The 25,034-nt window shown below is 73.9% G+C and carries 19 protein-coding genes; 4 read left to right on the top strand and 15 right to left on the bottom strand.

The window, feature by feature from the left end:
* Positions 1-118: 118 nt before the first annotated feature.
* Positions 119-628: a transcriptional regulator NrdR gene (gene nrdR / locus ACZ60W_RS11190; protein ID WP_469755074.1), complete on the bottom strand. Its 510-nt coding sequence runs from the start codon at positions 626-628 to the stop codon at positions 119-121.
* A 431-nt stretch (positions 629-1,059) separates the two neighbouring features.
* Between nrdR and lexA the strand changes: the two genes are divergently transcribed.
* Positions 1,060-1,848 carry a transcriptional repressor LexA gene (gene lexA / locus ACZ60W_RS11195; protein ID WP_469755075.1) on the top strand — a complete coding sequence of 263 codons (789 nt, stop codon included), beginning with the start codon at positions 1,060-1,062 and terminating at the stop codon, positions 1,846-1,848.
* A gap of 91 nt (positions 1,849-1,939) precedes the next feature.
* Here lexA and ACZ60W_RS11200 read toward each other — a convergent pair whose 3' ends face one another.
* The 5 genes from ACZ60W_RS11200 to ACZ60W_RS11220 form a co-directional block, all read right to left on the bottom strand.
* On the bottom strand, positions 1,940-3,913 hold the full coding sequence (locus ACZ60W_RS11200; RefSeq protein ID WP_469755076.1) for an ATP-dependent DNA helicase: 1,974 nt from the start codon (positions 3,911-3,913) through the stop codon (positions 1,940-1,942).
* A 50-nt stretch (positions 3,914-3,963) separates the two neighbouring features.
* The gene (locus ACZ60W_RS11205) at positions 3,964-5,703 is read right to left on the bottom strand and encodes an IucA/IucC family protein (protein WP_469755143.1); all 1,740 of its coding nucleotides are present in this window, start codon (positions 5,701-5,703) and stop codon (positions 3,964-3,966) included.
* A gap of 349 nt (positions 5,704-6,052) precedes the next feature.
* Positions 6,053-6,709: a GNAT family N-acetyltransferase gene (locus ACZ60W_RS11210; RefSeq protein ID WP_469755077.1), complete on the bottom strand. Its 657-nt coding sequence runs from the start codon at positions 6,707-6,709 to the stop codon at positions 6,053-6,055.
* Positions 6,710-6,806: 97 nt separating this feature from the next.
* Entirely contained in the window at positions 6,807-8,687 is a 1,881-nt protein-coding gene (locus ACZ60W_RS11215) for an IucA/IucC family protein (protein WP_469755078.1), read from the bottom strand.
* 35 nt (positions 8,688-8,722) lie between these two features.
* Complete coding sequence (locus ACZ60W_RS11220; protein ID WP_469755079.1) at positions 8,723-10,165, bottom strand: diaminobutyrate--2-oxoglutarate transaminase family protein; 1,443 nt, start codon at positions 10,163-10,165, stop codon at positions 8,723-8,725.
* Between the two features lie 328 nt (positions 10,166-10,493).
* Here ACZ60W_RS11220 and ACZ60W_RS11225 point away from each other — a divergent pair, with 328 nt between their 5' ends.
* On the top strand, positions 10,494-11,669 hold the full coding sequence (locus ACZ60W_RS11225) for a trypsin-like serine peptidase (RefSeq protein ID WP_469755080.1): 1,176 nt from the start codon (positions 10,494-10,496) through the stop codon (positions 11,667-11,669).
* 125 nt (positions 11,670-11,794) lie between these two features.
* The gene (locus tag ACZ60W_RS11230) at positions 11,795-12,961 is read left to right on the top strand and encodes a trypsin-like serine peptidase (protein WP_469755081.1); all 1,167 of its coding nucleotides are present in this window, start codon (positions 11,795-11,797) and stop codon (positions 12,959-12,961) included.
* Between the two features lie 96 nt (positions 12,962-13,057).
* Here the strand turns inward: ACZ60W_RS11230 and hflX are convergent, their stop codons facing one another.
* The 6 genes from hflX to miaA all read right to left on the bottom strand — a co-directional run bounded on the left by hflX (position 13,058) and on the right by miaA (position 21,405).
* Entirely contained in the window at positions 13,058-14,551 is a 1,494-nt protein-coding gene (hflX, locus tag ACZ60W_RS11235; RefSeq protein WP_469755082.1) for a GTPase HflX, read from the bottom strand.
* Between the two features lie 123 nt (positions 14,552-14,674).
* Entirely contained in the window at positions 14,675-16,153 is a 1,479-nt protein-coding gene (locus tag ACZ60W_RS11240; protein ID WP_469755083.1) for a M1 family metallopeptidase, read from the bottom strand.
* Positions 16,154-16,267: 114 nt separating this feature from the next.
* Positions 16,268-18,481 carry a RelA/SpoT family protein gene (locus ACZ60W_RS11245; protein WP_469755084.1) on the bottom strand — a complete coding sequence of 738 codons (2,214 nt, stop codon included), beginning with the start codon at positions 18,479-18,481 and terminating at the stop codon, positions 16,268-16,270.
* Positions 18,482-18,621: 140 nt separating this feature from the next.
* A complete protein-coding gene (dapF, locus tag ACZ60W_RS11250) occupies positions 18,622-19,530 on the bottom strand; it encodes a diaminopimelate epimerase (RefSeq protein ID WP_469755085.1) in 909 nt (302 codons plus the stop codon).
* Positions 19,531-19,845: 315 nt separating this feature from the next.
* Positions 19,846-20,358 (bottom strand): hypothetical protein, encoded by a 513-nt coding sequence (locus ACZ60W_RS11255; RefSeq protein ID WP_469755144.1) that lies wholly within the window; start codon positions 20,356-20,358, stop codon positions 19,846-19,848.
* A gap of 108 nt (positions 20,359-20,466) precedes the next feature.
* Positions 20,467-21,405 carry a tRNA (adenosine(37)-N6)-dimethylallyltransferase MiaA gene (gene miaA / locus ACZ60W_RS11260; protein ID WP_469755086.1) on the bottom strand — a complete coding sequence of 313 codons (939 nt, stop codon included), beginning with the start codon at positions 21,403-21,405 and terminating at the stop codon, positions 20,467-20,469.
* 368 nt (positions 21,406-21,773) lie between these two features.
* Between miaA and ACZ60W_RS11265 the strand changes: the two genes are divergently transcribed.
* Entirely contained in the window at positions 21,774-22,115 is a 342-nt protein-coding gene (locus tag ACZ60W_RS11265; RefSeq protein ID WP_469755087.1) for an antitoxin, read from the top strand.
* Between the two features lie 163 nt (positions 22,116-22,278).
* On the opposite strand, the gene ACZ60W_RS11270 is transcribed toward ACZ60W_RS11265, so the two are convergent.
* The 3 genes from ACZ60W_RS11270 to ACZ60W_RS11280 form a co-directional block, all read right to left on the bottom strand.
* Complete coding sequence (locus ACZ60W_RS11270; protein ID WP_469755088.1) at positions 22,279-23,004, bottom strand: class III extradiol dioxygenase subunit B-like domain-containing protein; 726 nt, start codon at positions 23,002-23,004, stop codon at positions 22,279-22,281.
* 158 nt (positions 23,005-23,162) lie between these two features.
* Positions 23,163-24,692 (bottom strand): tRNA (N6-isopentenyl adenosine(37)-C2)-methylthiotransferase MiaB, encoded by a 1,530-nt coding sequence (gene miaB / locus ACZ60W_RS11275; protein WP_469755089.1) that lies wholly within the window; start codon positions 24,690-24,692, stop codon positions 23,163-23,165.
* A 58-nt stretch (positions 24,693-24,750) separates the two neighbouring features.
* Positions 24,751-25,002, bottom strand: a complete 252-nt coding sequence (locus ACZ60W_RS11280; RefSeq protein WP_469755090.1) for a hypothetical protein — start codon at positions 25,000-25,002, stop codon at positions 24,751-24,753.
* Positions 25,003-25,034 lie beyond the last annotated feature (32 nt).

Consider the following 25,034-nt stretch of genomic DNA (forward strand, 5'->3'; position numbering starts at 1 on the left):
CCGTCTTCTGTACGTCGTTCTGTACTGCTGCCACGAGAACCTCGGGGGTCGCTCGGGGCACGTCTGCCGGGCCGCGCGGCGGCCGGTCGCCGGGCCTGGGGCGGCCCGGGCCGCCGATCTAGTCGGCGGCGGTGGCGGGAACAGGGACCTCGGGGGTCACACCGTTCCCGCTGGTCTCAGCGGGAGGCCGCACGCGGAGCTCCGCGATGGCGGCCTCGAAGTCTTCGAGGCTGTCGAAGGCCTTGTACACGGACGCGAAGCGCAGGTACGCGACCAGGTCGAGCTCCTGCAAGGGGCCGAGGATGGCCAGACCCACGTCGTGGGTGGTCAGCTCGGCGCTCCCGGTGGCGCGCACCGCCTCCTCGACCCACTGGCCGAGCTTGGCGAGGGCGTCCTCGGTGACGGGTCGCCCCTGGCACGCCTTGCGGACGCCGGAGATGACCTTGGTACGGCTGAAGGGCTCGGTGACGCCGGAGCGCTTGACCACCATGAGCGAGCACGTCTCCACCGTCGTGAAACGACGGGAGCAGTCGGGGCACTGGCGGCGGCGTCGGATCGACGTCCCGTCGTCGGTGGTGCGACTGTCGACGACACGGCTGTCGGGGTGCCTGCAGAAGGGGCAGTGCATGGTTCCGACCCTCCCTCACGGCACGACTGACGAGCCTCGCCGGCCCGTCGGGGCCCTTCGAAGCGACCACCAGCATAGGCGATGCGCGCATCCCCGGCAGACCGGGGACCACAACCCCTGGGTGGCCGGTGCCATCCAACCACTAGATCTTGGGTTGTGGGCGATTCCGCGCCCTGCGCGTGTCGCAACCCGTCCGCTGCCGGGATTCCGGCCCCGCGGATGCGACACTGGGAGGCGCGACGGAGGCCGCTGGACGCGGCGCCGCCACCGCGGCGACCCCTCAGGCCGTGACGTGAGTGTGCTCATACACCCCTATGCGTAGAGCCGTAAGGCAATCTGCGATTTTTCACTCGAACGTGTGTTTGGCGCAACCTTTCGAAAGCTACTACCGTTGTGCCAGCCAGGGAGACCATTCGAGAGGGGCCGACGACGTGACCACCACCGCAGACAGTGCCACCATCACCGCCCAGGACCGCTCCCAGGGCCGACTCGAGCCGGTGCACGCCATGAATGACACGGGCATGAACGGCGAGGAGCCCGGGCGACCCGCCCGTGCCCTCCCCGGACGACCTCCAGGCATCCGAGCCGACAGCTCCGGTCTCACCGACCGGCAGCGCAGGGTCATCGAAGTCATCCGCGACTCGGTCCAGCGCCGCGGCTACCCGCCGTCGATGCGCGAGATCGGCCAGGCGGTGGGCCTCTCCAGCACCTCCTCGGTCGCGCACCAGCTCATGGCACTGGAGCGCAAGGGCTTCCTCCGCCGCGACCCCCACCGCCCCCGGGCGTACGAGGTCCGCGGTTCGGACCAGCCCAGCACCCAGCCGACGGACACCACCGGCAAGCCCGCCGCGTCGTACGTCCCGCTGGTCGGCCGGATCGCGGCCGGCGGCCCGATCCTGGCGGAGGAGTCCGTCGAGGACGTCTTCCCGCTCCCCCGGCAGCTGGTCGGCGACGGCGAGCTCTTCGTCCTGAAGGTCGTCGGCGACTCGATGATCGAAGCCGCCATCTGCGACGGCGACTGGGTCACCGTCCGCCGCCAGCCCGTCGCGGAGAACGGCGACATCGTCGCCGCGATGCTCGACGGCGAGGCCACCGTCAAGCGCTTCAAGCGCGAGGACGGCCACGTCTGGCTCCTCCCGCACAACGCCGCCTACCAGCCCATCCCCGGCGACGAGGCCACCATCCTCGGCAAGGTCGTGGCGGTGCTCCGGCGGGTGTGACACACCGCGCCGGTTCTCTGGACCGGGCCCCGGGACCTACTGCGCCGGTCCCGGGGCCCTGCTCTGTGCGGAGCCCCGGGACCAGCAGAGGTCAGTCGGTCGCCGCCTTCGAGGCCGCGTCGATCGCCGCCAGGGACTTCCGCACCTGATTGCGGTCCGTGGTGTACCAGAAGTCGGGCAGCGAGGCCTTCAGATAACTGCCGTACCGGGCCGTGGCGAGCCGGGGGTCGAGCACGGCCACCACACCCCGGTCCCCCGTGGCGCGGACGAGACGGCCGGCGCCCTGCGCCATCAGCAGGGCGGCATGGGTCGCCGCGACGGCCATGAAGCCGTTGCCCCCGGCCTCCTCGACGGCCTTCTGGCGCGCGCTCATCAGCGGGTCGTCCGGCCGCGGGAAGGGGATCTTGTCCATGACCACCAGCTGACAGCTGGGCCCCGGGACGTCCACGCCCTGCCAGAGCGACAGCGTGCCGAAGAGACAGGTCTTCGGGTCGGCCGCGAAGTTCTTGATCAGTTCGCCCAGGGTGTCCTCGCCCTGGAGCAGGATCGGCAGCTCCGGGATGCGGGACCGCAGTTCCTCCGCCGCCTGCTGCGCGGCGCGCATGGAGGAGAACAGCCCGAGGGTCCGGCCGCCGGCCGCCTGGATCAGTTCGGTGAGCTCGTCGAGCATGTCGCCCCGCTCCCCGTCCCGCGCGGGGCGCGACAGGTGCTTGGCGACGTAGAGGATGCCCTGCCGCGGATAGTCGAACGGCGAACCGACGTCGATGCCCTTCCAGACGGGCAGGTCATCGCCCTTGGTCCCTTCCGGGGCGAGGCCGAGCGAGGCCCCCACCCCGTTGAAGTCGCCGCCGAGCTTCAGCGTCGCCGAGGCCAGGACCACGGACCGCTCGGTGAAGAGCTTCTCGCGGAGCAGGCCGGAGACGGTGAGCGGGGCGACCCGCAGCGACGCGCCGAAGCGGTCGTGCCGCTCGTACCAGACGACGTCGTACTCCGAGCCCTGGGTGATCCGCTCCGCCACGCCGTGGACGGTCTCCACCGAGGCCATCGCCTGCTTGCGCACCGCGTCCTCGTCCTGCACGGCCCGGTCGCGGGTGGAGCCGAGCGCCGAGATCACGGCACGGGCGGCGTCGCGCAGCGCCATCAGCGCGTACGCCAGGTCCTCCGGGATCTCCTCCAGACGCCCCGGCAGGGCCAGCTCCATGACGCGCTCGAAGCCCTCGGCCGCGGTCTGCAGCTGGTCGGCGACCTTCTCGTCGACCAGCTTCGCCGACCTGCGGACCGCCCGGTTGACCTGGCCCGGGGTGAGCTCCCCGGTCGCCACGCCGGTGACCCGGGAGACCAGCTCGTGGGCCTCGTCGACGATCAGCACCTCGTGCTGCGGGAGCACCGGGGCGCCCTCGATGGCGTCGATCGCCAGCAGCGCGTGGTTGGTGACGACGACGTCGGCGAGCTTGGCGCGCTCGCGCGCCGCCTCGGCGAAGCACTCCGGACCGTAGGCGCACTTGCTGGCGCCGAGGCACTCCCGCGAGGAGACCGACACCTGGGCCCACGCCTTGTCGGAGACGCCGGGCGTCAGGTCGTCCCGGTCCCCGGTCTCCGTCTCGTCGGACCAGTCCCGCAGCCGCAGCAGGTCCTGCCCCAGCTTGCTGCTGGGCGCGGCCGCCTCGAAGGGGTCGAAGAGGCCGTCCTCCTCCTCCTGCGGGACCCCTTCGTGGAGCCGGTGCAGGCAGAGGTAGTTCGACCGGCCCTTGAGCATGGCGAACTGGGGACGGCGGCGCAGCTGCGGGTGCAGCGCGTCGACCGTGCGCGGAAGGTCGCGCTCGACGAGCTGGCGCTGGAGCGCCAGGGTGGCCGTGGCCACCACGACCCGCTCCCCCTGGGCCAGGGCGGGCACCAGATAGCCGAGTGACTTTCCGGTGCCGGTGCCGGCCTGGACGAGGAGGTGGGAGTTGTCGTCGATGGCCTCGGCCACGGCCGTGGCCATGGTCACCTGGCCGGGCCGCTCCGTGCCGCCGACGGCGGAGACGGCTGCGTGGAGGAGGTCGGGGAGGGATGGCTTCGTCATAGCCCCTCCAGCCTACGGGTCACCACCGACAGCCCGGCCACGCGCGCGCCTCAGGCGAGCGGGTTGGGGACGGTGCCGTGGACGGCCGCGTGGGGGCGTTCGGGCCGGTCGCGGTAGCCGTCCAGGTGCAGACGGTTGCGGTTGAGACAGAGCCGCTCGATGCGCGGGGTGAGGAGATCGAAGAGCTCGAACCGTTCCTTCAGCTCGGGGAACCGTGCCTGGTGGCGCAGGATCTCCGCGCGGACGAGCGCCCAGAAGTCCGCTTCGGGCACTCCCAGTTGGTCCTCGCAGAGCGGCGCGAGGTAGCGGAGGACGCCGACGAAGAGCCCCGAATGGATGAACTGGACGAGGAAGTCGGGCTCCTCGGTGAGCAGGACGGCGCGGACGTCGTCCGGCATCGTCCCGTGCTCGGGCAGCGGCTGGGCGCTGACGTTCACGTCGTCGACGAAGTCCTTGATCGCGAGGCGGACGGGGACGTCGTCGCCGTCGTAGACCACGATGGCGTTCTCGCCGTGCGGGGAGAAGACCGTGCCGTAGCGGTAGAGGAAGTGCAGCAGCGGAGGCAGCAGCGCGCCGAAGAGGTGCCGGAGCCACACCGCGGGCTCCAGCCCCGAGCGCTCCACGAGTTCGGCGACGAACGCCCGGCCCTCCGGGTCCGTGTGGAGCAGGGACGCGAGGGTGCGGGCGCGCTCGCCCGGGGGCAGGCGCAGCGGCTCGCGCCAGATCGCGCCGAGCAGTTCCTTGTACTGGTACGGGACTTCCGGCAGCCGGTCGTACAGCGGGTGCTCGACGGTGACGGAGGCGACCTCGCCGAGGAGGACGACGCCGCACTCGTCGCGCAGGAACGGGTCGCCCTCGCGCAGTCCGTGGACCCAGGCGGTGACGGCGGGCGCGGCGAGGGTGCGCTCGGTGGGCAGTCCGCGCCAGACGAGGGTGTTGAGGACCGACAGGGGCAGCTTGACGGTGTGCCGGTCGGGGCGCGTGACGTTGAGGAAGGTGCGGACGGACTGCTGCGGGAGCCGGAGGTCGGTGTCGGCGGAGAGCGGGACGACGGTCCCGGCGGCGACGGCCGGTGCGTACAGCGGGAGCAGGATCTCGTCCCACTGCCAGGGGTGGACGGGCAGCAGGAGGTAGCCGTCGGGTTCGTGGCCGCGGGCGGTCAGTTCGGCGCGGAAGGCGGCGTGGACCTCGGGGTCCAGCTCCTGGGCGTAGAGACGGTCGGGGGTGTCGAGGCCGCAGACTCCCCGGTAGGCGGCGAGGCGGTTGCTGACGGCGATCCACGGCAGCCGGGTGGCGCGCCGGGCCTCGGGTGCCCAGCGTGCGGCGTCGGTGGCCGAGAAGCCGATGCGCCCCTTGTTGAGGACGAGCCAGGGGTGGCCGGTCTGGTGGCCTTCGAGCTCGGCGTACGGGAGGTCGGCGAGCCGGGCGGCGGGGAGGGCCGTGTGGTCGAGGCGCGTGTCCGCGGCGAGGGTGGCGGAGAGCTCGCGGATGAGGTGGCCGAGGGTGGCGCCGTCGAGCCGCAGGAGGCCGCGGGCGCGGACCAGGAAGTCGAGGGGGTCGGTCAGGGGCCGGCCCTCGTGGGTGATCGAGTCGGCGGCCACCCGCCAGCTGCCGTACGAGCCCCGGCGGGCGCGAAAGGCGAGCGTGGTGCCGTCGTCGAGCCGCAGGGTGTGGCCGTCGGGGGTGCCGTCCCCGGCGGGGACGGGCTCCACGATCTCCTCGTAGGCGAACTCTCCCAGGGCCTTGGCCAGCAGCCGGGAGGAGGCACGGGTCCAGGCGGCGGCGGTCAGCTCCGGCGGTGCGAGGAGCGCGGGTGCGGGGTCGGGCCCGGAGTGCGGTGTGGATGCGGGCGTCCGGCCGGCCGAGGGCGTCGGGGCGGGGGCCGGGGTGGGGGCTGCGGCCCGGGCGGGTGCTGCCGTCGGCGCCGGCTGCGGCACGGGAGCGGAATCGCGGGCGGTCGCGGCGTCCGGGGCCGTCGAGGGGGACGGGACGCGGGCGGGGTCCGGGGCGGGCGTCGTCGGGGCCGGGGCGGACGGGCTGGGCTGAGCGGAGTCGTGGGGTGCAGGGGACGTCGACACGAGGACTCCTCGGAGTGGGAACCGCTGTGGGCCGAGCGGTGTATGAAAGGTAGAGAGGTGATCACAGAACGTGACGGAGCGCGCGGTCACGGATCATGAGCGCCGCTCGCTTGTCGGGGAGGTCGACTTCCGCCGCGTAGCGGAAGCCGCCGCCGAGGAAGGCGGAGACGGAGGGGGTGTTGCGGATGTCCGGTTCGGCGACGACCCGGGTGCAGCGGGGACGGTGGTCGAGGACGAGGTCGGCGACGGCCCGAAGGAGCGTGGTGCCGACGCCGCGGCCGCGGTCGGTGACGCCTCCGATCAGCAGATGGATACCGGTGTCGTGGGGGCGCGCCGGGTAGTGGCGGGCGAGCGGGTCGAGGTCGGCTCGGTAGATCTCGAAGTAGCTCATGGGGGTGTCGTCGAGCAGGCCGAGGCAGGGGACGCTCCGGCCGTCGCCCTCCAGCTGGGTGCGGAGGTGCTCGGCGGTGACCGTCTCGTCCCCGGCGAGCTCCCAGAAGGCGGCGACGGCGGGGTCGTTCATCCAGCCCGTGAGGAGCGGCAGGTCCCGTTCGAGCCGGACGGGGGTGAGACGGAAGGAGCCGACCGGGGTCGTCGTCGGGGCCCAGTCGGCGACGGAGTCGAGCAGGTCGCCGTCGAGGAGGGCGACCAGGTCGTCGAGTCTCAGGTCGAGGGTGTCGTCCTCCGGCGGGTCGGCCGGTGGGCGGGTGGGTGACACGGAGTCGCTCTCCTCTCGGCGGTGTGATCGGGACGTCGGCGGTGGGCCGGCCCCCTGCGGGACCGGCGTCGTCACGGGGCGGAGTCGGGGGGAGCTCTCAGGTGCGGAGGGGGTTGGGGACGGTGACGTAGACGGACTGGGTGTCGACGGGGCCGACGAGTTCGTCCAGGCCGTGCAGCCGGGTGAGGAGGTTGGCCTTGCTGCGCAGGGTGGCGGCCTCGAGGAGCCGGTGCGGCAGCGGCGAGCCGAGGCCGGTGGCGGAGGCGAGGAAGCTGCGGAAGGCGGCGAGCAGGACCCGCTCGTCGGCGAGGCGCTGGGAGCCGAAGGCGCCGATCAGGCCCAGGACGTTGTTGATGCCGAGGTAGTAGGCGAAGCGTTCGTCGGTGACCTGGTCGGAGACGAAGGTGTCGCTGTCCGCGCCGATGCCGGGGAGGCGGCGCTCCAGCTCGCCGCGGTGGGACTCGCGGAAGTAGTAGCCCTGGTTGTCCCGGTAGCGGCCGCCGACCGGCCAGCCGTCCGGGTCCAGGAGGACCAGGGTGTTCTGCTGGTGGGCTTCGAGGGCGATGCCGGCGTGTCCGTCGAGCCAGAGGACGGGCCGGACGACCTGGTCGAGGTAACGCAGGAACCACTCGGCGGCGACGGCCGTGAGGGGGCGGCCGGTGCGGGCGGAGAGCCGGCCGACGACATCGGCGAGCCGGGAGCGCAGGGTGGTGCTGCCGGGCCAGGGACGGGGGGTGGTGAGGGAGGCGATGCAGACGGCGTCGTCGCCGGGGCCGAAGGGGTTGTGGCGGATCATCACGTCGAGTCCGGCGACGGGGGCGCCGTCCGGGCTGTCGACGGCGAGCCAGGCGGGGTCGCGGACGATGTCGAAGCCCGGGTGGGCGGCCTGCCACTCGTCGACCAGGCCGGTGCGGAGCAGCCGGTGGACCTCCACGCCGCGGTGGAGTTCCTTGCGGAGGTTCTCGCGGCGGGAGTTGGTGATGCGCAGGCCGAGGGAGAGCTTGAGCATCGCGCGGGCGCCGGGGCGGTGCACGGTGCGGACGGAGGAGGTGGGGTGCCAGGGGCTGCCGTGGAGGCCCAGGTCGTGGAGGAGTCCGGCGTCGAGGAGGGCGCGGACGTCGGGGCGGTGGAGGAGTTCGCGGGCCTGCCAGGGGTGCAGGGGCAGCGGAGCGGTGCCGGCGGGGAGGGCGAGGCCCTCGGCGAGTCCGGCGGCGAGCTGCTCCGCGGTGACGGGGCGGCCCTGTTCGGTCCAGGCGGAGTCGGAGGCCAGGAGGGAGGCGTCGACGGCCATCCAGTGGAGGGGGAAGGCGCCCTGGAGCTCGGGCGAGTAGAGCCGGGCCTCGGCCTCGGAGAGTCCCTCGCGGCTCTTGGGGGTGGGGTGGAGCGGGTGGCCGAGCAGCAGGGACTGTTCGGCGGCGAGGAAGAGGTCGGCGTCCGGGTGCGGCTGGGGCCGGTGGCGGCGCTCGGCGAGGAAGTCGGCGGTGCGGCGCGCGGAGTCGGCGACCCGGCCGACGAGTTCGGTGCCCTCGGGGCGGCCGGTCTCGCGGCTGAGCAGGGCGGCGACGGTGACGGCGTCGACGGTCGGCGCGGAGGCCGGGAGCCCTTCGAGGAGGGGGGCGCCGAAGCGGTGCCAGCCGGTGGGCGACCAGTAGCGGACGGGGACGAGGAGGGCGGTGCCGCTGGCGTCGAGGGGGATGCGCAGGCTCGCGGAGCCTGGGGCGGGGATGTCCTTCTCCCGGACCCAGCAGCGGAGGAGGTTCTCGATCGTGGCCGTGTCGGCGGCGCGCGCCGCGTCGGGGTCGTCCAGGGGGTCCGCGGCGGAGGCCGGGTGCGGGGTCCTGGTGTCGAAAGGGCCGGTGTGCTGGCGCGGGACGGTGGGTTCGTCCGCGGTGTCGCGGCCGGTGGCCGGGCAGGTGAGGTCCTCGAAGGAGAGGGGCGCCTCGGTGTCGGGAGCCGGGGAGGTGGGCGTGGGGTTCACGGGGCTTCCTTGGGGTGGGGCCGGGGCGGTCCGGGTCAGTGGGACGGTCCGGGGGCGGTCCGGGGGGCCGTGGCCCGGCGGGCGGCCGGCTGGTGGGGGATGTGGGCCCGTTCGGCCGCGGCCAGGGCGTCGGCGAAGCGGTCGAGGACGGCGGTGGCCTGCTCGTCGGTGAGGGTGAGCGGGGGCAGCAGCCGGACCACCGCGGAGTGGCGGCCGCCGAGTTCGACGATGAGGCCGCGGGCGAGGCACTCCTGCTGGACGGCGCGGGCGAGGGACGGGGCGGCGGGCGGGACGGTGTCGTCGGGACCGGCCCCGTCGGGGTCGACGAGCTCGACGCCGATCATCAGGCCGCGGCCGCGGACGTCGCCGACGCAGGGGTGGTCGGCGGCGAGGCCCCGGAGCCGGCCGAGGATGCGGGCGCCGAGGGTTCCGGCGCGCTCGGCGAGCCCGTTCTCGCGGACGTAGGCGAGGGTGGCGGTGCCGGCGGCCATGGCGAGCTGGTTGCCGCGGAAGGTGCCGGCGTGGGCACCGGGTTCCCAGGCGTCGAGGGCGGACCGGTAGACGATGACGGCGAGGGGGAGGGAGCCGCCGATGGCCTTGGAGAGGACCATGACGTCGGGCACGACGCCGCTGTGCTCGACGGCCCAGAAGGCGCCGGTGCGGCCGACGCCGGTCTGCACCTCGTCGACGACGAGCGGGATGGAGCGGTCGGCGGTGATCCGGCGCATCCGGCGCATCCAGTCGTCGGGGGCGGGGAAGACGCCGCCCTCGCCCTGGACGGCCTCGACGATCATCCCGGCGGGGGTGGTGACCCCGCTCTTGGGGTCGTCGAGGAGGCTCTCGGTCCAGTGGGCGGCCAGTTCGGCGCCGCGTTCGCCGCCGACGCCGAAGGGGCAGCGGTAGTGCTGGGGGTAGGGCAGGCGGGTGACGCTGACGTCGGCGGCGCCGCCGGAGGCGGACAGGGCTCCGGCGGTCATGCCGTGGTAGGCGCCGGTGAAGGCGAGGAGGCCCCGGCGGCCGGTGGCGGTGCGGACGAGTGTGAGGGCGGCCTCGACGGCGTCGGTGCCGGCGGGTCCGCAGAACTGGATGCGGGCGTCGTCGGCGAGTTCGCCGGGCAGGGTGGCGAACAGCTCGGAGGTGAAGGCGTCCTTGAGCGGGGTGGCGAGGTCGAGGACGTGGAGGGGCGCCCCCGAGTCGAGGACCTTGCGGATGGCCTCCAGGACCACGGGGTGGTTGTGGCCGAGGGCGAGCGTCCCGGCGCCGGAGAGGCAGTCGAGGTACCGGCGGCCGTCCGCGCCCTCGATGGTCAGGCCCCGGGCCCGTACCGGGACGATGGGCAGCGAGCGGGCGTAGGTGCGCGCGGCGGACTCGCGCTGCGACTGGCGGCGCAGGATGCCCTCGTATCCGCCCCCTTGGTCCGTCGGGACGTGCGTCCGGGCGGCCGGTGGTACGGCCGGAGCTGATTCGGTCACGGCCACGGCTCGTTGTCCTCCCGCGGTAACGGTTGCGTTGCACATCGGGACGTGAGGAGCCGCCCGCAAGGGCGGTCCTGAACGCCACCGTCGTGTCCCCCGTACGTACCAACGACGGGAACTGCCGGGGATCACGGGCCGGGGGCAAGTTCTTGGCGTGTCCCGGATCACGGCACGGCAACGACCGAACGGTGCGCGGAACCGCGGACGGGGCGCGTACCGTCCCCTCCGGCACCGGCATAGTGGGGGCCGTCGGTCGCGCCCGGGAGGGTCCGGCCGCTGAAGTACCACGCACATGTAGGACAAGTTGACGTAGTCCCAGGGGGATCACGAGATGCGATCGATGCGCACGCTGCTGACGGCGGCCTCCGCCGTCGCGGCGCTGACGTTCACCGCCACGGCCTGCGGGCCGAGCGAGGACAACGCGGGAGACAAGCCCAGCGCGCCCGCGAGCCCGAGCCCGGCCGACAAGATCAAGATTCCGGAGGACCTGAAGAAGCGTCTGAAGGAGCACGGGATCGACGTCGACAAGTGGCGCGGCGGCGAGTGGAGGAACTGGGACCGCGACAAGTGGCTGCGTGAGGCCAAGGACTTCGTCAACCCGATCATCGAGGACCTGTGGGACCCGGACCGGATGCGGGAGGCCGAGCGGCCCGACAAGCCGGTCGAGGAGGAGGACATCTCCGGTGACGAGGGTGTCACCGACCCCACTCCGAACCCGGTGCGGGCACGGGCCGTGGACGCCAAATACCACGACAACGCCCCCGAGTCGGGCAAGGTCTTCTTCGACGGCCCCGAGGGCTCGATGGTCTGCTCGGCCACGGTCGTGAAGGACCCGGCGCACCCCGGCAAGTCCAACATGGTGTGGACGGCCGGCCACTGCGTGCACAAGGGCAAGCAGGGCGGCTGGTACCGCAACATCGCCTTCGTCCCGTCGTACAACGACGCCGCGCGGGAGACGTCCGACCTGGAGAAGGCGACGCGCGAGCAGGTCGCGCCCTACGGCGTGTGGTGGGCCGACTGGGTCAAGACCTCCGACCAGTGGATCGCCCAGGGCGCTTCCACCGGCGGCGCGGGCGCTCCCTACGACTTCGCGGTCATCCAGGTGACCCCGGAGAAGGGTTCCTCGGGCAAGTCCCTGGAGGAGACCGTCGGATCGGCGCTCCCGGTGGAGTTCAACGCCCCGGCGGTGCCGAAGATCAAGAGCCTGACGGCGACCGGTTACCCGGCGGCGCCGCCGTACGACGGCCAGAAGATGTTCCAGTGCCAGGACAAGCCGGGCCGGCTGTCCCTGAAGGCCGAGCAGCCGACGATGTACCGCATCGGCTGCTCGATGACCGGCGGTTCGTCCGGTGGCGGCTGGGTCGCCACGGGCGCCGACGGCAAGCCGGCGCTGGTGTCGAACACCTCGATCGGCCCGTCGACGGCCGGCTGGCTCGCGGGTCCGCGCTTCGGACCGGAGGCCAAGGCGATCTTCGACGAGGTCAGCAAGAAGTACGCCGGCCGCTAGGCACGACAGGAGGCGGGGCCGTACGGTCCCGCCTCCGTCGCGTGTGCGCACGGCGGGCATACTGTGCACCGCTCATGACACGTCCATGGCAACACTCCATGGCGACACCAACGGGGAATTCCTTCATGCGCTCTGTACGACTCATACCGGCCGCCCTCGGCCTGGCGACGGCGCTCGCGCTGACCGCCACGGCCTGCGGTCCCACCGACACCCCGGCGGCCGACAAGCCCGCGGCCGGGGCGAGCAGCTCCGCGCCCGCCACCGGCGACGCCGGCACCGACCTCACCAAGGACCTCGCCGACAAGCTCAAGAAGCACGGCGTCGACCTGGACAAGTGGAAGGACGGCGAGTGGAAGAACTGGGACCAGGACACCTGGCTCCGTGAGGCCGAGGACTTCGTCAACCCGGTGATCGAGGGCCTCTGGGACCCCGCCCGCATGCAGTCGGCGAAGAGCCCGGACCAGACGATCACGGCGCAGGCCGGCACCGGCGGCAGCGACCCGACGCCCCGGCCGGTCACGGCGCAGCGCGAGAAGACGCCGTACCACCGCAACGCGGCCCCGGTCGGCAAGATCTTCTTCGACTCCCCGCAGGGCCACATGGTCTGCTCCGGCACGATCGTGAAGGACCCGCGCCGGCCCGGGAAGTCCAACATGGTCTGGACGGCGGGCCACTGCGTCCACGCCGGCAAGCGCGGCGGCTGGTACCGCAACATCACCTTCGTGCCCGCCTTCAACGACCTCGGCAAGTCGCCGGCGGCGCTGAACAACGCGCAGCCGCACGAGGTCTACCCCTACGGCCAGTTCTGGGCCGACTGGGCCGTGACCTCGGGCGAGTGGATCAACGCGGGCGGCACCAACCAGGCATGGCCGTACGACTACGCCGTGCTGCACGTCCAGCCGGAGCGGGGCGGCAAGTCGCTGGAGGAGACGGTCGGCGTCGCGCTGCCCGTGGACTTCTCCGCTCCGACGCCCGCGCAGTCCGGGACGGTGGGCGCCTGGGGGTACCCGGCGGCGCCGCCGTACAACGGCATGATCATGCACAAGTGCCTCGACCGGGCGACGCGGCTCACCACGGCTCCGGCCACGCCGACGATGTACCGGATCGGCTGCACGATGACCGGCGGCTCCTCGGGCGGCGGCTGGTTCCGCGTCCTGCCGAACGGCAAGACGGCGCTGGTGTCGAACACCTCGATCGGCCCGGCCGGCGGCAACGGCTGGCTCGCGGGTCCGCAGCTGGGCAAGGGCGCCAAGGCCGCCCACGACATGGTCAGCAAGAAGTTCGCCCGCTGACCCGGCCCGCCACGGTCCGACGGACCGCGCACCACGACGAAGGGCGCTGCCCCTCCCCCGACGGGGAGGGGCAGCGCCCTTCTGTACTGCGGTGGGTCAGTGCGCGGCGGGCACGAACGGCGCCAGCAGCGCCGCCAGCTCCTCGTGCACCCGGGCCTTGAGCAGAGTGCCCTCCGGGGTGTGCTCCTCGGACTCGACCTCGCCCTCGGCGTGCACCCGGGAGACGAGACCGCCCTGCGTGTACGGCACGAGGACTTCGAGCTCGACCTGCGGGCGGGGCAGTTCGGCGTCGATGAGGGCGAGCAGCTCCTCCATGCCCTGGCCCGAACGGGCCGAGACGACGAGGGAGTGCTTCTCCATCCGCAGCAGACGCTGGAGCACCAGCGGGTCGGCGGCGTCCGCCTTGTTGATGACGACGATCTCCGGCACGTTCACCGCGCCGACGTCGCGGAAGACCTCGCGCACGGCGGCCAGCTGCTCCTCCGGGGCGGGGTGCGAGCCGTCCACCACGTGCAGGATGAGGTCGGACTCGGCGACCTCCTCCATGGTGGAGCGGAACGCCTCGACCAGGTGGTGCGGCAGGTGCCGGACGAAGCCGACGGTGTCCGCGAGGGTGTAGACCCGCCCGGTCGGCGTCTCGGCCCGGCGCACGGTCGGGTCGAGGGTGGCGAACAGGGCGTTCTCCACGAGGACGCCCGCGCCGGTGAGCCGGTTGAGCAGGGAGGACTTGCCGGCGTTGGTGTATCCGGCGATGGCGACCGACGGGACCTTGTTGCGGCGGCGCTCCTGCCGCTTGATGTCGCGGCCGGTCTTCATGTCCGCGATCTCCCGGCGCATCTTCGCCATCTTCTCGCGGATGCGGCGCCGGTCGGTCTCGATCTTGGTCTCACCGGGACCACGCGTGGCCATGCCGCCACCGCCGCCGCCGCCCATCTGCCGGGAGAGCGACTGGCCCCAGCCCCGCAGGCGCGGCAGCATGTACTGCATCTGCGCGAGCGCGACCTGGGCCTTGCCCTCGCGGGACTTGGCGTGCTGGGCGAAGATGTCGAGGATGAGGGCGGTCCGGTCGACCACCTTCACCTTGACGACGTCTTCGAGGGCGATGAGCTGGCCGGGGCTGAGCTCGCCGTCGCAGACGACGGTGTCGGCACCGGTCTCGACCACGATGTCGCGCAGTTCGCGCGCCTTGCCCGAGCCGATGAAGGTGGCCGGGTCCGGCTTGTCGCGGCGCTGGATCACGCCGTCGAGCACGAGGGCGCCCGCGGTCTCGGCGAGGGCGGCGAGCTCCGCGAGGGAGTTCTCCGCGTCCTGCACCGTCCCCGAGGTCCACACACCGACCAGCACGACGCGCTCCAGGCGCAGCTGTCGGTACTCGACCTCGGTGACGTCCTCGAGCTCGGTGGAGAGGCCGGCGACACGGCGCAGGGCCGCGCGCTCGGAGCGGTCGAACTGGTCGCCGTCCCTCGCTCCGTCGATCTCGTGGCTCCAGGCGACGTCCTCTTCCATCAGGGCATCGGCCCGAAGGCTCTCGGTACGGCTCGTCTCCGCGAAGCTCTGCTCGTCCTGGGAAGGGGAAGAAGAGGAGGTCATTGGATCCTTACGTCGAATGAGGCGATGGGTCTGTGTCCGTGGCAACGCGTGGGGGCGCCGGAAGATTCCCGGAGCCGGCCGCGCCGCCGACCTGACGATGGTGGCACGGCCCGGCCGGGCCCGTCATCCCGGTTTCGCGGCGGTCGCCGGGCGGCTGCGCCAGTCGGCGTGTCCGGGCATGGGCGGGGTCTTCGCCGCGTACAGCCAGCCCCGGAAGAAGGCGGTGAGGTCGCGGCCGGCGACCTCACCGGCGAGGGCCGTGAAGTCGGCGGTGGTGGCGGTGCCGTCGCGGTGGTCGGCGACCCAGCGGCGTTCCAGGGCCCGGAAGGCGTCGGTGCCGATCTCCTGGCGGAGCGCGTAGAGGACGAGGGCGCTGCCGTCGTAGACGACGGGGCGGAAGAGACTGATCTTGTGGCCGGGCGAGGGCGGCTCGGGGGCGGCGGGCGGTCCGCCGTCGGCGCGCCAGGCGTCGGAGGCCGCGTAGGCCGCCTTCATCCGCTTCTCCAGGGGCTTGCCGGCGGTCTCCTCGGCGTAGAGGGCCTCGTACCAGCTGGCGTGGCCCTCGTTGAGCCAGAGGTCGGACCAGGCCCGGGGCGAGACGCTGTCGCCGAACCACTGGTGGGCCAGCTCGTGGACCATGATCGAGTCGACGTACCACTCCGGGTAGGCGGGCTCGGTGAAGAGGCCGCGCTCGAAGAGCGACAGGGTCTGCGTCTCCAGCTCGAAGCCCGTGTCGGCGTCGGCGACGAGCACCCCGTACGTCTCGAAGGGGTACGCGCCGACCTGCCGTTCCATCCACTCCAGGTGTCCGGGGGTCCGCCGGAGCCAGGGCTCCATGAGCGTCCGGTCCGCGGTGGGCACGACGTCGCGGACGGGCAGGCCGTGCGGTCCGTCGCGGTGCACGACGGTGGAGCGGCCGATGGAGACCTGGGCGAGCTCCGTGGCCATGGGGTGGCGGGTGCGGTAGGTCCAGGTGGTGGTGGCGCCGTGGTCGGCGCGGCCGGCGGGGAGCCCGTTGGCGACGACGGTGAGGTCGCTGGGGGCGGTGACCCGGAAGGTGAAGAACGCCTTGTCCGCCGGGTGGTCGTTGGAGGGGAAGACGCGGTGGGCGGCGTCGGCCTGGTTGGCCATGGCGAGGCCGTCGCCGGTCCGGACCCAGCCGCCGGTGTCGGCGGGGCCGGTCGGGTCGCTGGTGTGGGTCACGGTGATCTCGACCGTCTCGCCGGCGTCGACGGCGACGGCCGGGGTGACGACCAGGTCCTCGCCGCTGCCCTCGTACCGGGCCGGCAGCCCGTCCACGGTGACGGCGGAGACCGTGCCGTGGGTGAAGTCGAGGTTGAGGCGTTCGAGGTCGTCGGTGGCGACGGCGTCGATCGTGGTCACGGCGGCCAGCGGCCGGGTGTTCACCCCGGGGTAGGTGAGGTCCAGGTGGTACGCGAGGACGTCGTAACCGGGGTTGCCGAGGTGCGGGAAGAGCGGGTCGCCGATGCCGAGCGGGGTGGGCGCGGGCAGCGCGGCGGCGACCAGCCCGGCGGAGGCGGCGACCAGGACGGCGGAGCGGAGCCACCGCGCGCGGGGCAGGGGGGTTCGGACGAGCGGCATGGGCCAGGGCCTTTCCGGAGGACTGGCCCTACCGCTACCAGGGGATTCCCCGCCGTCCGGGGCGGCGCGCTCGCCCACCACCCGAAGGGGGTCACCCCGCCGGGTCCGGGCGCGTCAGGTCCGCCGCCGCCCCGGGGCGGCGCGGCGGGCACGGCTGACGTCGTACACCCCGGGCACGTCCCGCATGGCCCGCATGAGGGCCGGGAGTCCGGCGGCGTCGGGGAGGTGGAGCGTGTAGGTGTGGCGGACGCGCTGTTCGCTGGGCGGTTCGACGTTCGCCGCGACCACGGCGGCGCCGGCGGTGGCGATGGCCTCGGTGAGGTCGGCGAGCAGCCCGGGCCGTCCGAAGGACTCGGCGACGAGGGTGACCCGGCCCTGCGCGGTGTCGCCCCAGCGGACGGCGACGGGCGCGCGGCCGACCCGGCGCATGGCCTCGACGGCGGCGCAGCGCGCGCGGTGCACGGTGACCGAGCCGCCGCGGACCCGGAAGCCGGTGATCTCGTCGGGGGGCACGGGGGTGCAGCAGCCGGCGGGACGGACGGCGGCGGCCGCTTCGTCGCCCTCCAGGTCGGCGTGGAGCTCGGCGCCGGAGCTGCGGTCGGCCGTGACGCTGGCCTGGGGCCGGGGGGCGCCGGCGGCCGGGGGCGCGGCGGTCTCGGGGTGGGCCCGGAGCCAGCCGGTGATCGCGATCCGCGCGGCGGGGGTGCGGGCGTGGTCGAGCCACTCGGGCGACGGTCCGGAGACGGTGTCCGGCGGCCCCGAGGGGGCGCCGGAGGGCCCGGGGCGGGTGTCCTGGGCGAGGAGCAGCTGGACGGTGTCGCCGTCGCCGAGGACGGTGCCGAGCGGGGCGAGGCGGCCGTTGACGCGGGCGCCGAGACAGCCGTGGGCGGCCTCGCCGTGCCGTGCGTAGGCGGCGTCGACGCAGCTGGCCCCGGCGGGCAGGCTGATCGTGCCGGTGGCGCCGCCGTCGGCGCAGAAGACGGTGATCTCGTCGTCCTCGGCGAGGTCGGCGCGGAGCGAGGACCAGAAGGTGTCCGGGTCGGGCGCGGCCTGCTGCCAGTCGAGGAGCCGGGAGAGCCAGCCGGGGCGGGTGGGGTCGACGCGCTCGCCGTCCTCGGGGCGGGCGGCGGCGTCCTGCGGTTCGGCCGCCTCCTGGCCGACGTGCGGGTTGCCGAGGGCGACGACCCCGGCCTCCGCGACCTTGTGCATCCGGTGGGTGCGGATGAGGACCTCGGCGACGGCGCCGTCGGGGGCGGCGACCGCGGTGTGCAGGGACTGGTAGAGGTTGAACTTGGGAGCCGCGATGAAGTCCTTGAACTCGGAGATCACCGGGGTGAAGCAGGTGTGCAGCTCGCCGAGGACCCCGTAGCAGTCGGCGTCCTCGGAGACGAGGACGAGCAGCCGTCCGAAGTCGCAGCCGCGCAGCTCGCCACGCTTGAGGCGGACGCGGTGGACGGAGACGAAGTGGCGCGGGCGGACGAGGACTTCGGCGCCGATGCCGGCCTCGCGCAGGACGGCGGCGACCTGTCCGGCGACGGCGTCGAGGGCGTCGCCCGCCTGCGGGTTGCCGGCGATGACCGCGCGGGTGGTCTCGTACTCCTCGGGGTGGAGGATGGCGAAGACGAGGTCCTCCAGCTCGGTCTTCAGGGCCTGGACGCCGAGCCGCTCGGCGAGCGGGATGAGGACGTCCCGGGTGACCTTGGCGATGCGGGCCTGTTTCTCGGGGCGCATCACGCCGAGGGTGCGCATGTTGTGGAGACGGTCGGCGAGCTTGATCGACATGACCCGGACGTCGCTGCCGGTGGCGACGAGCATCTTGCGGAAGGTCTCGGGTTCGGCGGCGGCGCCGTAGTCGATCTTCTCCACCTTGGTGACGCCGTCGACGAGGTACGCGACCTCGTCGCCGAACTCCCGGCGGACCTGATCGAGGGTCACCTCGGTGTCCTCCACGGTGTCGTGAAGGAGGGAGGCGGTCAGGGTGGTGGTCTCCGCGCCGAGCTCGGCGAGGATGAGGGTCACCGCGAGCGGATGGGTGATGTACGGCTCGCCGCTCTTGCGGAACTGGCCGCGGTGCGAGGACTCGGCGAGGACGTACGCCCGGCGCAGCACGGAGAGGTCCGCGTCGGGGTGCTGGGCCCGGTGCGCCTCGGCGACGTGGCTGATGGCGTCGGGCAGCCGGTCACGGGGCGCCGGTCCCGCGGTGGCGCCGAGCAGGGCGGCGCGGCCGAGCCGCCGCAGGTCGATCCGGGCCCGGCCGCGTCTGCGGACGCTCGCGTCGGTGACGGCGGCGTCCGCCGGGCTCACGGGGTTGGTGGCCTCTGCGCTCATGGGGCACCTCCGGCGACATGGACCGGCGGTGGGCGGGCCAGGCGTGCCCGGGGGGCCGGTGCTTGATGCTACCGAGCCCACCACGTGGCGCAGTCGCGCTCTCGCCCAGCGTGAATCGGATCACCCATTCGAGCGACACATCAGTCGTTGACAGTTTCGAATCCGCCGGACGCCGACCACCACTCCGGGTCGAGGGTGCCCTCGGCGACGATGACGGCCGGACCGGTCATGTCGATCGCGCCGTCGGGGTGCTCGGTGATCAGCAGCGTCCCGCCGAGCACGTCGACGGTGTACGTGACGGGGGTGCCGGTCTCGGCGGGGTCGGTGCCGTCCCGGCGGGCGGTGGCGACGGCGACGGCGCAGGCGCCGGTCCCGCAGGAGCGGGTCTCGGCGGCGCCGCGCTCGTGGACGCGCATGGCGACGTGGCGGGGGCCGCGGTCGGCGACGAACTCGATGTTCACGCCGTCGGGGTAGACGGAGGCCGGCGCGTACGGCGGTTCGGTGAAGAGCGTCCCGGCGTGGTCGAGGTCCTCGACGAAGGCGACCGCGTGCGGGTTGCCCATGTTCACGTTCCGGGCGGGCCAGCTGCGGCCGTCGACGGTGACGGTGACCCCGGCCCCGGGCAGGACCGCGCGGCCCATGGAGACCGTGACGGAGCCGTCCTTGTCGAGGTGGACGCGCTTGATCCCGCCCCGGGTGGCGACGGCCACCTCGCCGGCGGTGACGTGACCGGCGTGCTCCAGGTACCGGGCGAAGACCCGGACGCCGTTGCCGCACATCTCGGCGACGGAGCCGTCGGCGTTGCGGTAGTCCATGAACCACTCGGCCTCGTCGGCCAGGTGGCGCGCCTCGGGGTGGGCGGCGCTGCGCACGACGTGCAGCAGTCCGTCGCCGCCGAGGCCGGCCCGGCGGTCGCAGAGCCGTGCGACGGCCGCCGGGGGCAGGTCGACGGCGTTCTCCGCGTCGGGGACGATCACGAAGTCGTTCTCGGTGCCGTGGCCCTTCAGGAACCTCAGGGCGGGGAGCTGCGGCGTCTGCGTGCTGGTCACGCGATCAACTGTACGGGGCCGGGCGGGGCGGACGCAGGCGGGGCGGCGGCGGCCCGGCGCGGCGGCATCGCTGCCGGGCGGGAGGCGGCACGGGCGCCGGGTGGGAGGCGCACGAGCCGACCGGGGGGAGCCCGAGCCGACCGGGGGGGGGGAGCCCGAGTCCGGGCGTCGGGTCGCGGGTCGGAACGGCCCTGGGGAAGGGCAGCGGAGCGGAAACGGACCTGGGGAGGGCAGGGGGGCGGAAACGGACCCGGGGAGGGGCAGCGGATCGGAACGGACCCGGGGAGGGGCAGCGGAGTGGAAACGGACCCGGGGTCAGCGGAGGCGGGCGACGCGCCAGACGGCGAGGGCGACGAGGGCCGCGATGGTCGTCGCGTAGAGCGCGAGGACGCGCCAGTCGGGACGCTCTCCCGAACCGCGCTGCGGCAGGCCCGGCCAGGTGTAGCCCACCTTGCGGGCGGCCATCATCCCCCAGCCGGCCGCGCAGGAGCTGATGAGCAGTCCGAGCATGGCGACGACGGCGCCGCCGTCGCCCGAACCGAAGGCGAGGGGGAACGCGAACATCAGCGAGCCGAGGGCGGCCAGGGCGACGATCGGGGCGATCTGCCAGATCCTCAGACGGCGCTGGGGACGGAGCTCGACCTCGACCTCGTCGGCGTCCACCTCGACGGCGGTGCCCACCGCGTCGTCGGGGCCGTCCGGGGTCAGACCCGGCGCCCCGAGCGGCGCGTCGTCCGTCGGGTGCCCCGGCACGTCACCGGCGGCGTCCGCCGTCGGGTCGTCCAGGGCCGCGTCGTGCTGTTCTCTGTCGCGAGGGCCGGCCTCCATCGCCACGCGCCCTCCCCACTCGGACTCCACTTGGTCGATCGATGCTCGATGATGGCACGCTCACGACCGCCGGAATGACGGGCAGGGCGTCCCGATGCCATCACGTGATCAGGCTGTAACCGCTCGTTCGACCAACGAGAGCGCCTCCCGCGGGAGTTCCCCGCGGTGCTCGGCGGCCCCGCTGAGCCAGTGGACCCGGGGGTCGCGGCGGAACCAGGAGTCCTGGCGGCGGGCGAAGCGCTTCGTCGCCCGGACGGTCTCGGCCCGCGCCTCGTCGTCGGTGCACTCCCCCGCCAGCGCGGCCAGGACCTGCTGATAGCCCAGGGCGCGCGAGGCGGTGCGCCCCTCGCGCAGACCGAGCGCCTCCAGGGCGCGCACCTCGTCGACGAGGCCGGCCTCCCACATCCGGTCCACGCGCGTGGTGATGCGCTCGTCCAGTTCGGGACGGGCCACGTCGACGCCGATCTGGACGGTGTCGTAGACGGAGTCGGGGCCGGGCAGGTTGGCGGTGAACGGCTTGCCGGTGATCTCGATCACCTCCAGGGCGCGGACGATCCGGCGGCCGTTGCTCGGCAGGATCACGCGGGCGGCGTCCGGGTCGGCGGCGGCGAGCCGGGCGTGCAGGAAGCCGGAGCCGCGCTCGTCGAGCTCGGCCTCCAGCCGGGCGCGGACGGCGGGGTCGGTGCCGGGGAACTCCAGGGCGTCGACGGCGCCCCGTACGTACAGTCCCGAGCCGCCGACGAGGACCGGGGTGCGGCCCTCGGCGAGCAGCCGGTCGATCTCGGCGCGGGCGAGCCGCTGGTACTCGGCGACGGAGGCGGCCTCGGTCACGTCCCAGATGTCGAGGAGGTGGTGCGGCACGCCGTCGCGCTCCTCCACCGTCAGTTTGGCGGTGCCGATGTCCATCCCCCGGTAGAGCTGCATCGAGTCGGCGTTGACGACCTCGCCGCCGAGCTGCTGGGCCAGGAAGACACCCAGATCGGACTTTCCGGCCGCTGTCGGACCGACGACGGCGATGACCCGCGGGGCGGGAGCTGCGCTTCTCACCGCCCCAGTCTCGCAAACCCCGGGGCCCGCCCCCGAACGAGCCGGGTGCCGGGCGCCGTCCGGGGTCCGCCGCCCGGGGCGTGGTTCCGGCCGTCGCTTCGCCGCGGAGCACGCCCGCCCGAGTACGCTGAGGAGTGCATAGGGGACTTTTGGCAATGTTTCGCCCGAGGGAGCAGGACGGGGCCGAGGTCTCACCGGGCGAGCCTGCGGCCGTCGCCGGGGTCGTGGGGCTCCCGGGACGGCGGTCCGCCGGGGCCGCCGCGGACGACGGGGCGGGTGAAGGCACCCGCCAGCAGGCTGGCCCCCGGGGTCCTGGGGGCAGGACACGGACGACGGGCCCTCCGGGGTCCGCGGAGGGAAGGTGCCGCATGGGTCTCCTGGATTCGCTGAAGGCCAGGATCGGGCCGGCCAAGGACAAGGTCGCGGACCTCGCGCAGCAGCACGGGGAGAAGATCGACCACGGCCTGGACAAGGCGGCGAAGCTGGTCGACGAGAAGACCAAGGGCAAGTACAGCGACAAGATCCAGACCGGTACGGGCAAGGCGAAGGACGCCATCGACCGGCTCGGCCACAAGGACGGCGGTCCGGACGGCGGCGCCGCGGACGGGGGCACCGCGGACGGGGGCCGGAGCGGCGGTCCGGGCACCGGCCCGGTCGGCGGGGGACCCGCCGGCGGATCCGGTGGACCGACCCCGCCGCCGACCGTCTGACGGCGGGCGGCCGGCCCGGCACGGGCGGCCGGTCCCGGGAAACGGCGGACGGCCACGGAGCAGCGCTCTCCGCGGCCGTCCGCCGTTTCCGTCGCCTGCGTCGCTTCCGCGGTTCCGCGCCCGTGTCCCCGGGCGGGGCTGCGCCGACGTGGCCGACCGGCCGTCAGGACCAGGCGGCGACGAAGTACCCCACGCCGTAGGGGGCGTCCTCGAAGAGGAGCCGGCCGTCGAGACCCGCGCCCTGGGCGGCGCCCGCGAGAACGTGCCAGGGGGCGCGGCCGGTCACCTGGAGCTCATGGGCCAGTTCGGTGTCGAGGGCGAGGAGCGCGGCGGTGTCGGCCGTGCCCAGCGCGCGGGCCGCCGCGGCGTCGAAGCCCTCCGCCCGCTCGTCCAGGTAGCCGGGTGCCTTGAGGGTCCGGCAGGCGCTGCCGTCCCCGAGCACGAGGAGGGCGACCCGCCCGGCGGAGTCGGCCAGCCCGCTGCCGAGCCCGGCGCAGACGTCGGGCGACGCGGCGCCGTCGACGCCCAGGCCCTCGATCGGCGCGTCGGCCCAGCCGGCCCGGCCGAGCAGCCAGGCGCCGACCGCGAGGGAGGCGGGCAGCGGGCGGCGGGCAGTCCCGTCGCGGTCGGCCTCCGGGGCCTCCCCGAGGCGTACGGACAGGTCGACGCCGAAGCCCGCGAAGGAGCCCGTCGAGCCGGCCGGGTGAACCCCGCGGCCGCCGTCGGGCGCCGCACCGACGACGTACAGGCGGTCCGGGCGCGCGGCGGCGAGCAGCCCGACGGCGTCGGCGCACGCCGCGCGCGCGGCGTCCAGCTCGGGGGCGGCTCCGGTCGCGACCTCGGGCACGAGGAGCGGCGGGCAGGGGCAGACGGCTGCGGCGACAAGCATGATCGGCAGCCTACTGCGCGCCTCCGTCGGCGCCGCCTCCCCGGCGCACCGCGGGGCCGGGGCGCGACGGCCGCGGGCCGAGGTGCCGGACGCCCTGGCGCCGGACGCCGGACGGCGGGGCCGCCCGGCGCCCGGGTGGGTCGGTGCGCGGGTGGGTGTCAGTGCCCGGCGCAGGCCGGGGCTTCGGCCGCCGGGAGCGGGGCGGGGGCGCCGATGGTGGGGAGGCCGAGGAGGACGCCGGCCGGCTTGGCGGCGGCCGCGGCGGTGCGCTTCTCCCAGGCGTCGCCGGCGCGGGTGCGGCGGACGGCGGCGACGGGGCCCTCGGCGAGGAGGTGGTGGGGGGCGGCGTAGGTGATCTCGACGGTCACCACGTCGCCGGGGCGGACGTCCTCGGCGGGCCTGGTGAAGTGGACCAGACGGTTGTCGGGGGCACGGCCGGAGAGGCGGTCGGTGGCGCCGTCCTTGCGGCCCTCGCCCTCGGCGACCATGACCTCCAGGGTGCGGCCGACCTGCTTCTTGTTCTCCTCCCAGGAGATCTCCTCCTGGAGGGCGACGAGCCGCAGGTAGCGCTCCTGCACGACCTCCTTGGGGATCTGGCCGTCCATGTCGGCGGCCGGGGTGCCGGGGCGCTTGGAGTACTGGAAGGTGAAGGCGTTCGCGAAGCGGGCCTCGCGAACGGCGTGCATGGTCTGCTCGAAGTCCTCCTCGGTCTCGCCGGGGAAGCCCACGATGATGTCGGTGGAGATGGCCGCGTGCGGGATGGAGGCGCGGACCTTCTCCAGGATCCCGAGGAAGCGCTCCTGCCGGTAGGAGCGGCGCATCGCGCGGAGGATCGTGTCCGAGCCGGACTGCATCGGCATGTGGAGCTGCGGCATGACGTTCGGCGTCTCGGCCATGGCGGCGATCACGTCGTCGGTGAAGTCGCGGGGGTGCGGCGAGGTGAAGCGGACGCGCTCCAGGCCCTCGATCTGCCCGCAGGCGCGGAGCAGCTTGGAGAAGGCCTCGCGGTCGCCGAGGTCGGAGCCGTAGGCGTTGACGTTCTGGCCGAGCAGGGTGATCTCGGAGACGCCCTCGGCGACGAGGGCCTCGATCTCGGCGAGGATGTCGCCGGGCCGGCGGTCCTCCTCCTTGCCGCGCAGGGCGGGGACGATGCAGAAGGTGCAGGTGTTGTTGCAGCCGACGGAGATCGAGACCCAGGCCGCGTAGGCGGACTCGCGGCGGGTCGGCAGCGTGGAGGGGAAGGCCTCCAGGGACTCGGCGATCTCGATCTGCGCCTCCTCCTGGACGCGGGCGCGCTCCAGCAGGACCGGCAGCTTGCCGATGTTGTGCGTGCCGAAGACCACGTCGACCCAGGGGGCCTTCTTGACGATGGTGTCGCGGTCCTTCTGGGCCAGGCAGCCGCCGACGGCGATCTGCATGCCGGGCCGGGTGGTCTTCATCGGGGCGAGGCGGCCGAGGTTGCCGTAGAGCTTGTTGTCGGCGTTCTCACGGACCGCGCAGGTGTTGAAGACGACGACGTCGGCGTCGCCGTCCGCGTCCTTGGGGGCGCGGACGTAGCCCGCCTCTTCCAGCAGACCGGAGAGTCGCTCGGAGTCGTGGACGTTCATCTGGCACCCGTAGGTGCGCACTTCGTAGGTCTTGGCTCCGTCAACGCTCACTGCGGTGCTCCGGTCGCTGCTGCTCGTCATGCGTCCAAGGGTAGGCGGTCCGCGGAGAGCCCCCGCCCCGCGCGCGTCCGCCGGGCGGTCAGGGGGTGCCGGAGGGGGCCGGCCGCGGCGGCGGGGCGAAGGGCCGGGGGTCCGTGGTGGGCGGCGGGCTCCAGGTGGGGCCGGGGTCCGGGGCGAAGGGGCCGGCCCGGTTCTGCAGGAGCAGCAGCGCGGTGAAGACCACGACGACGGTGATCACGATGAGGGCGAGGCCGACGGGGTTGGCCGGGTTGTACTCGTAGCGGTTGGTGCCCCAGCGGCTCTTCTTGAAGACGGGCTCGTCACCGTTCACCGGGCGCCGCCCTCCGGGGCCCGGAGGGGCCC

The organism is Streptomyces sp. NPDC104202, assembly GCF_055584185.1.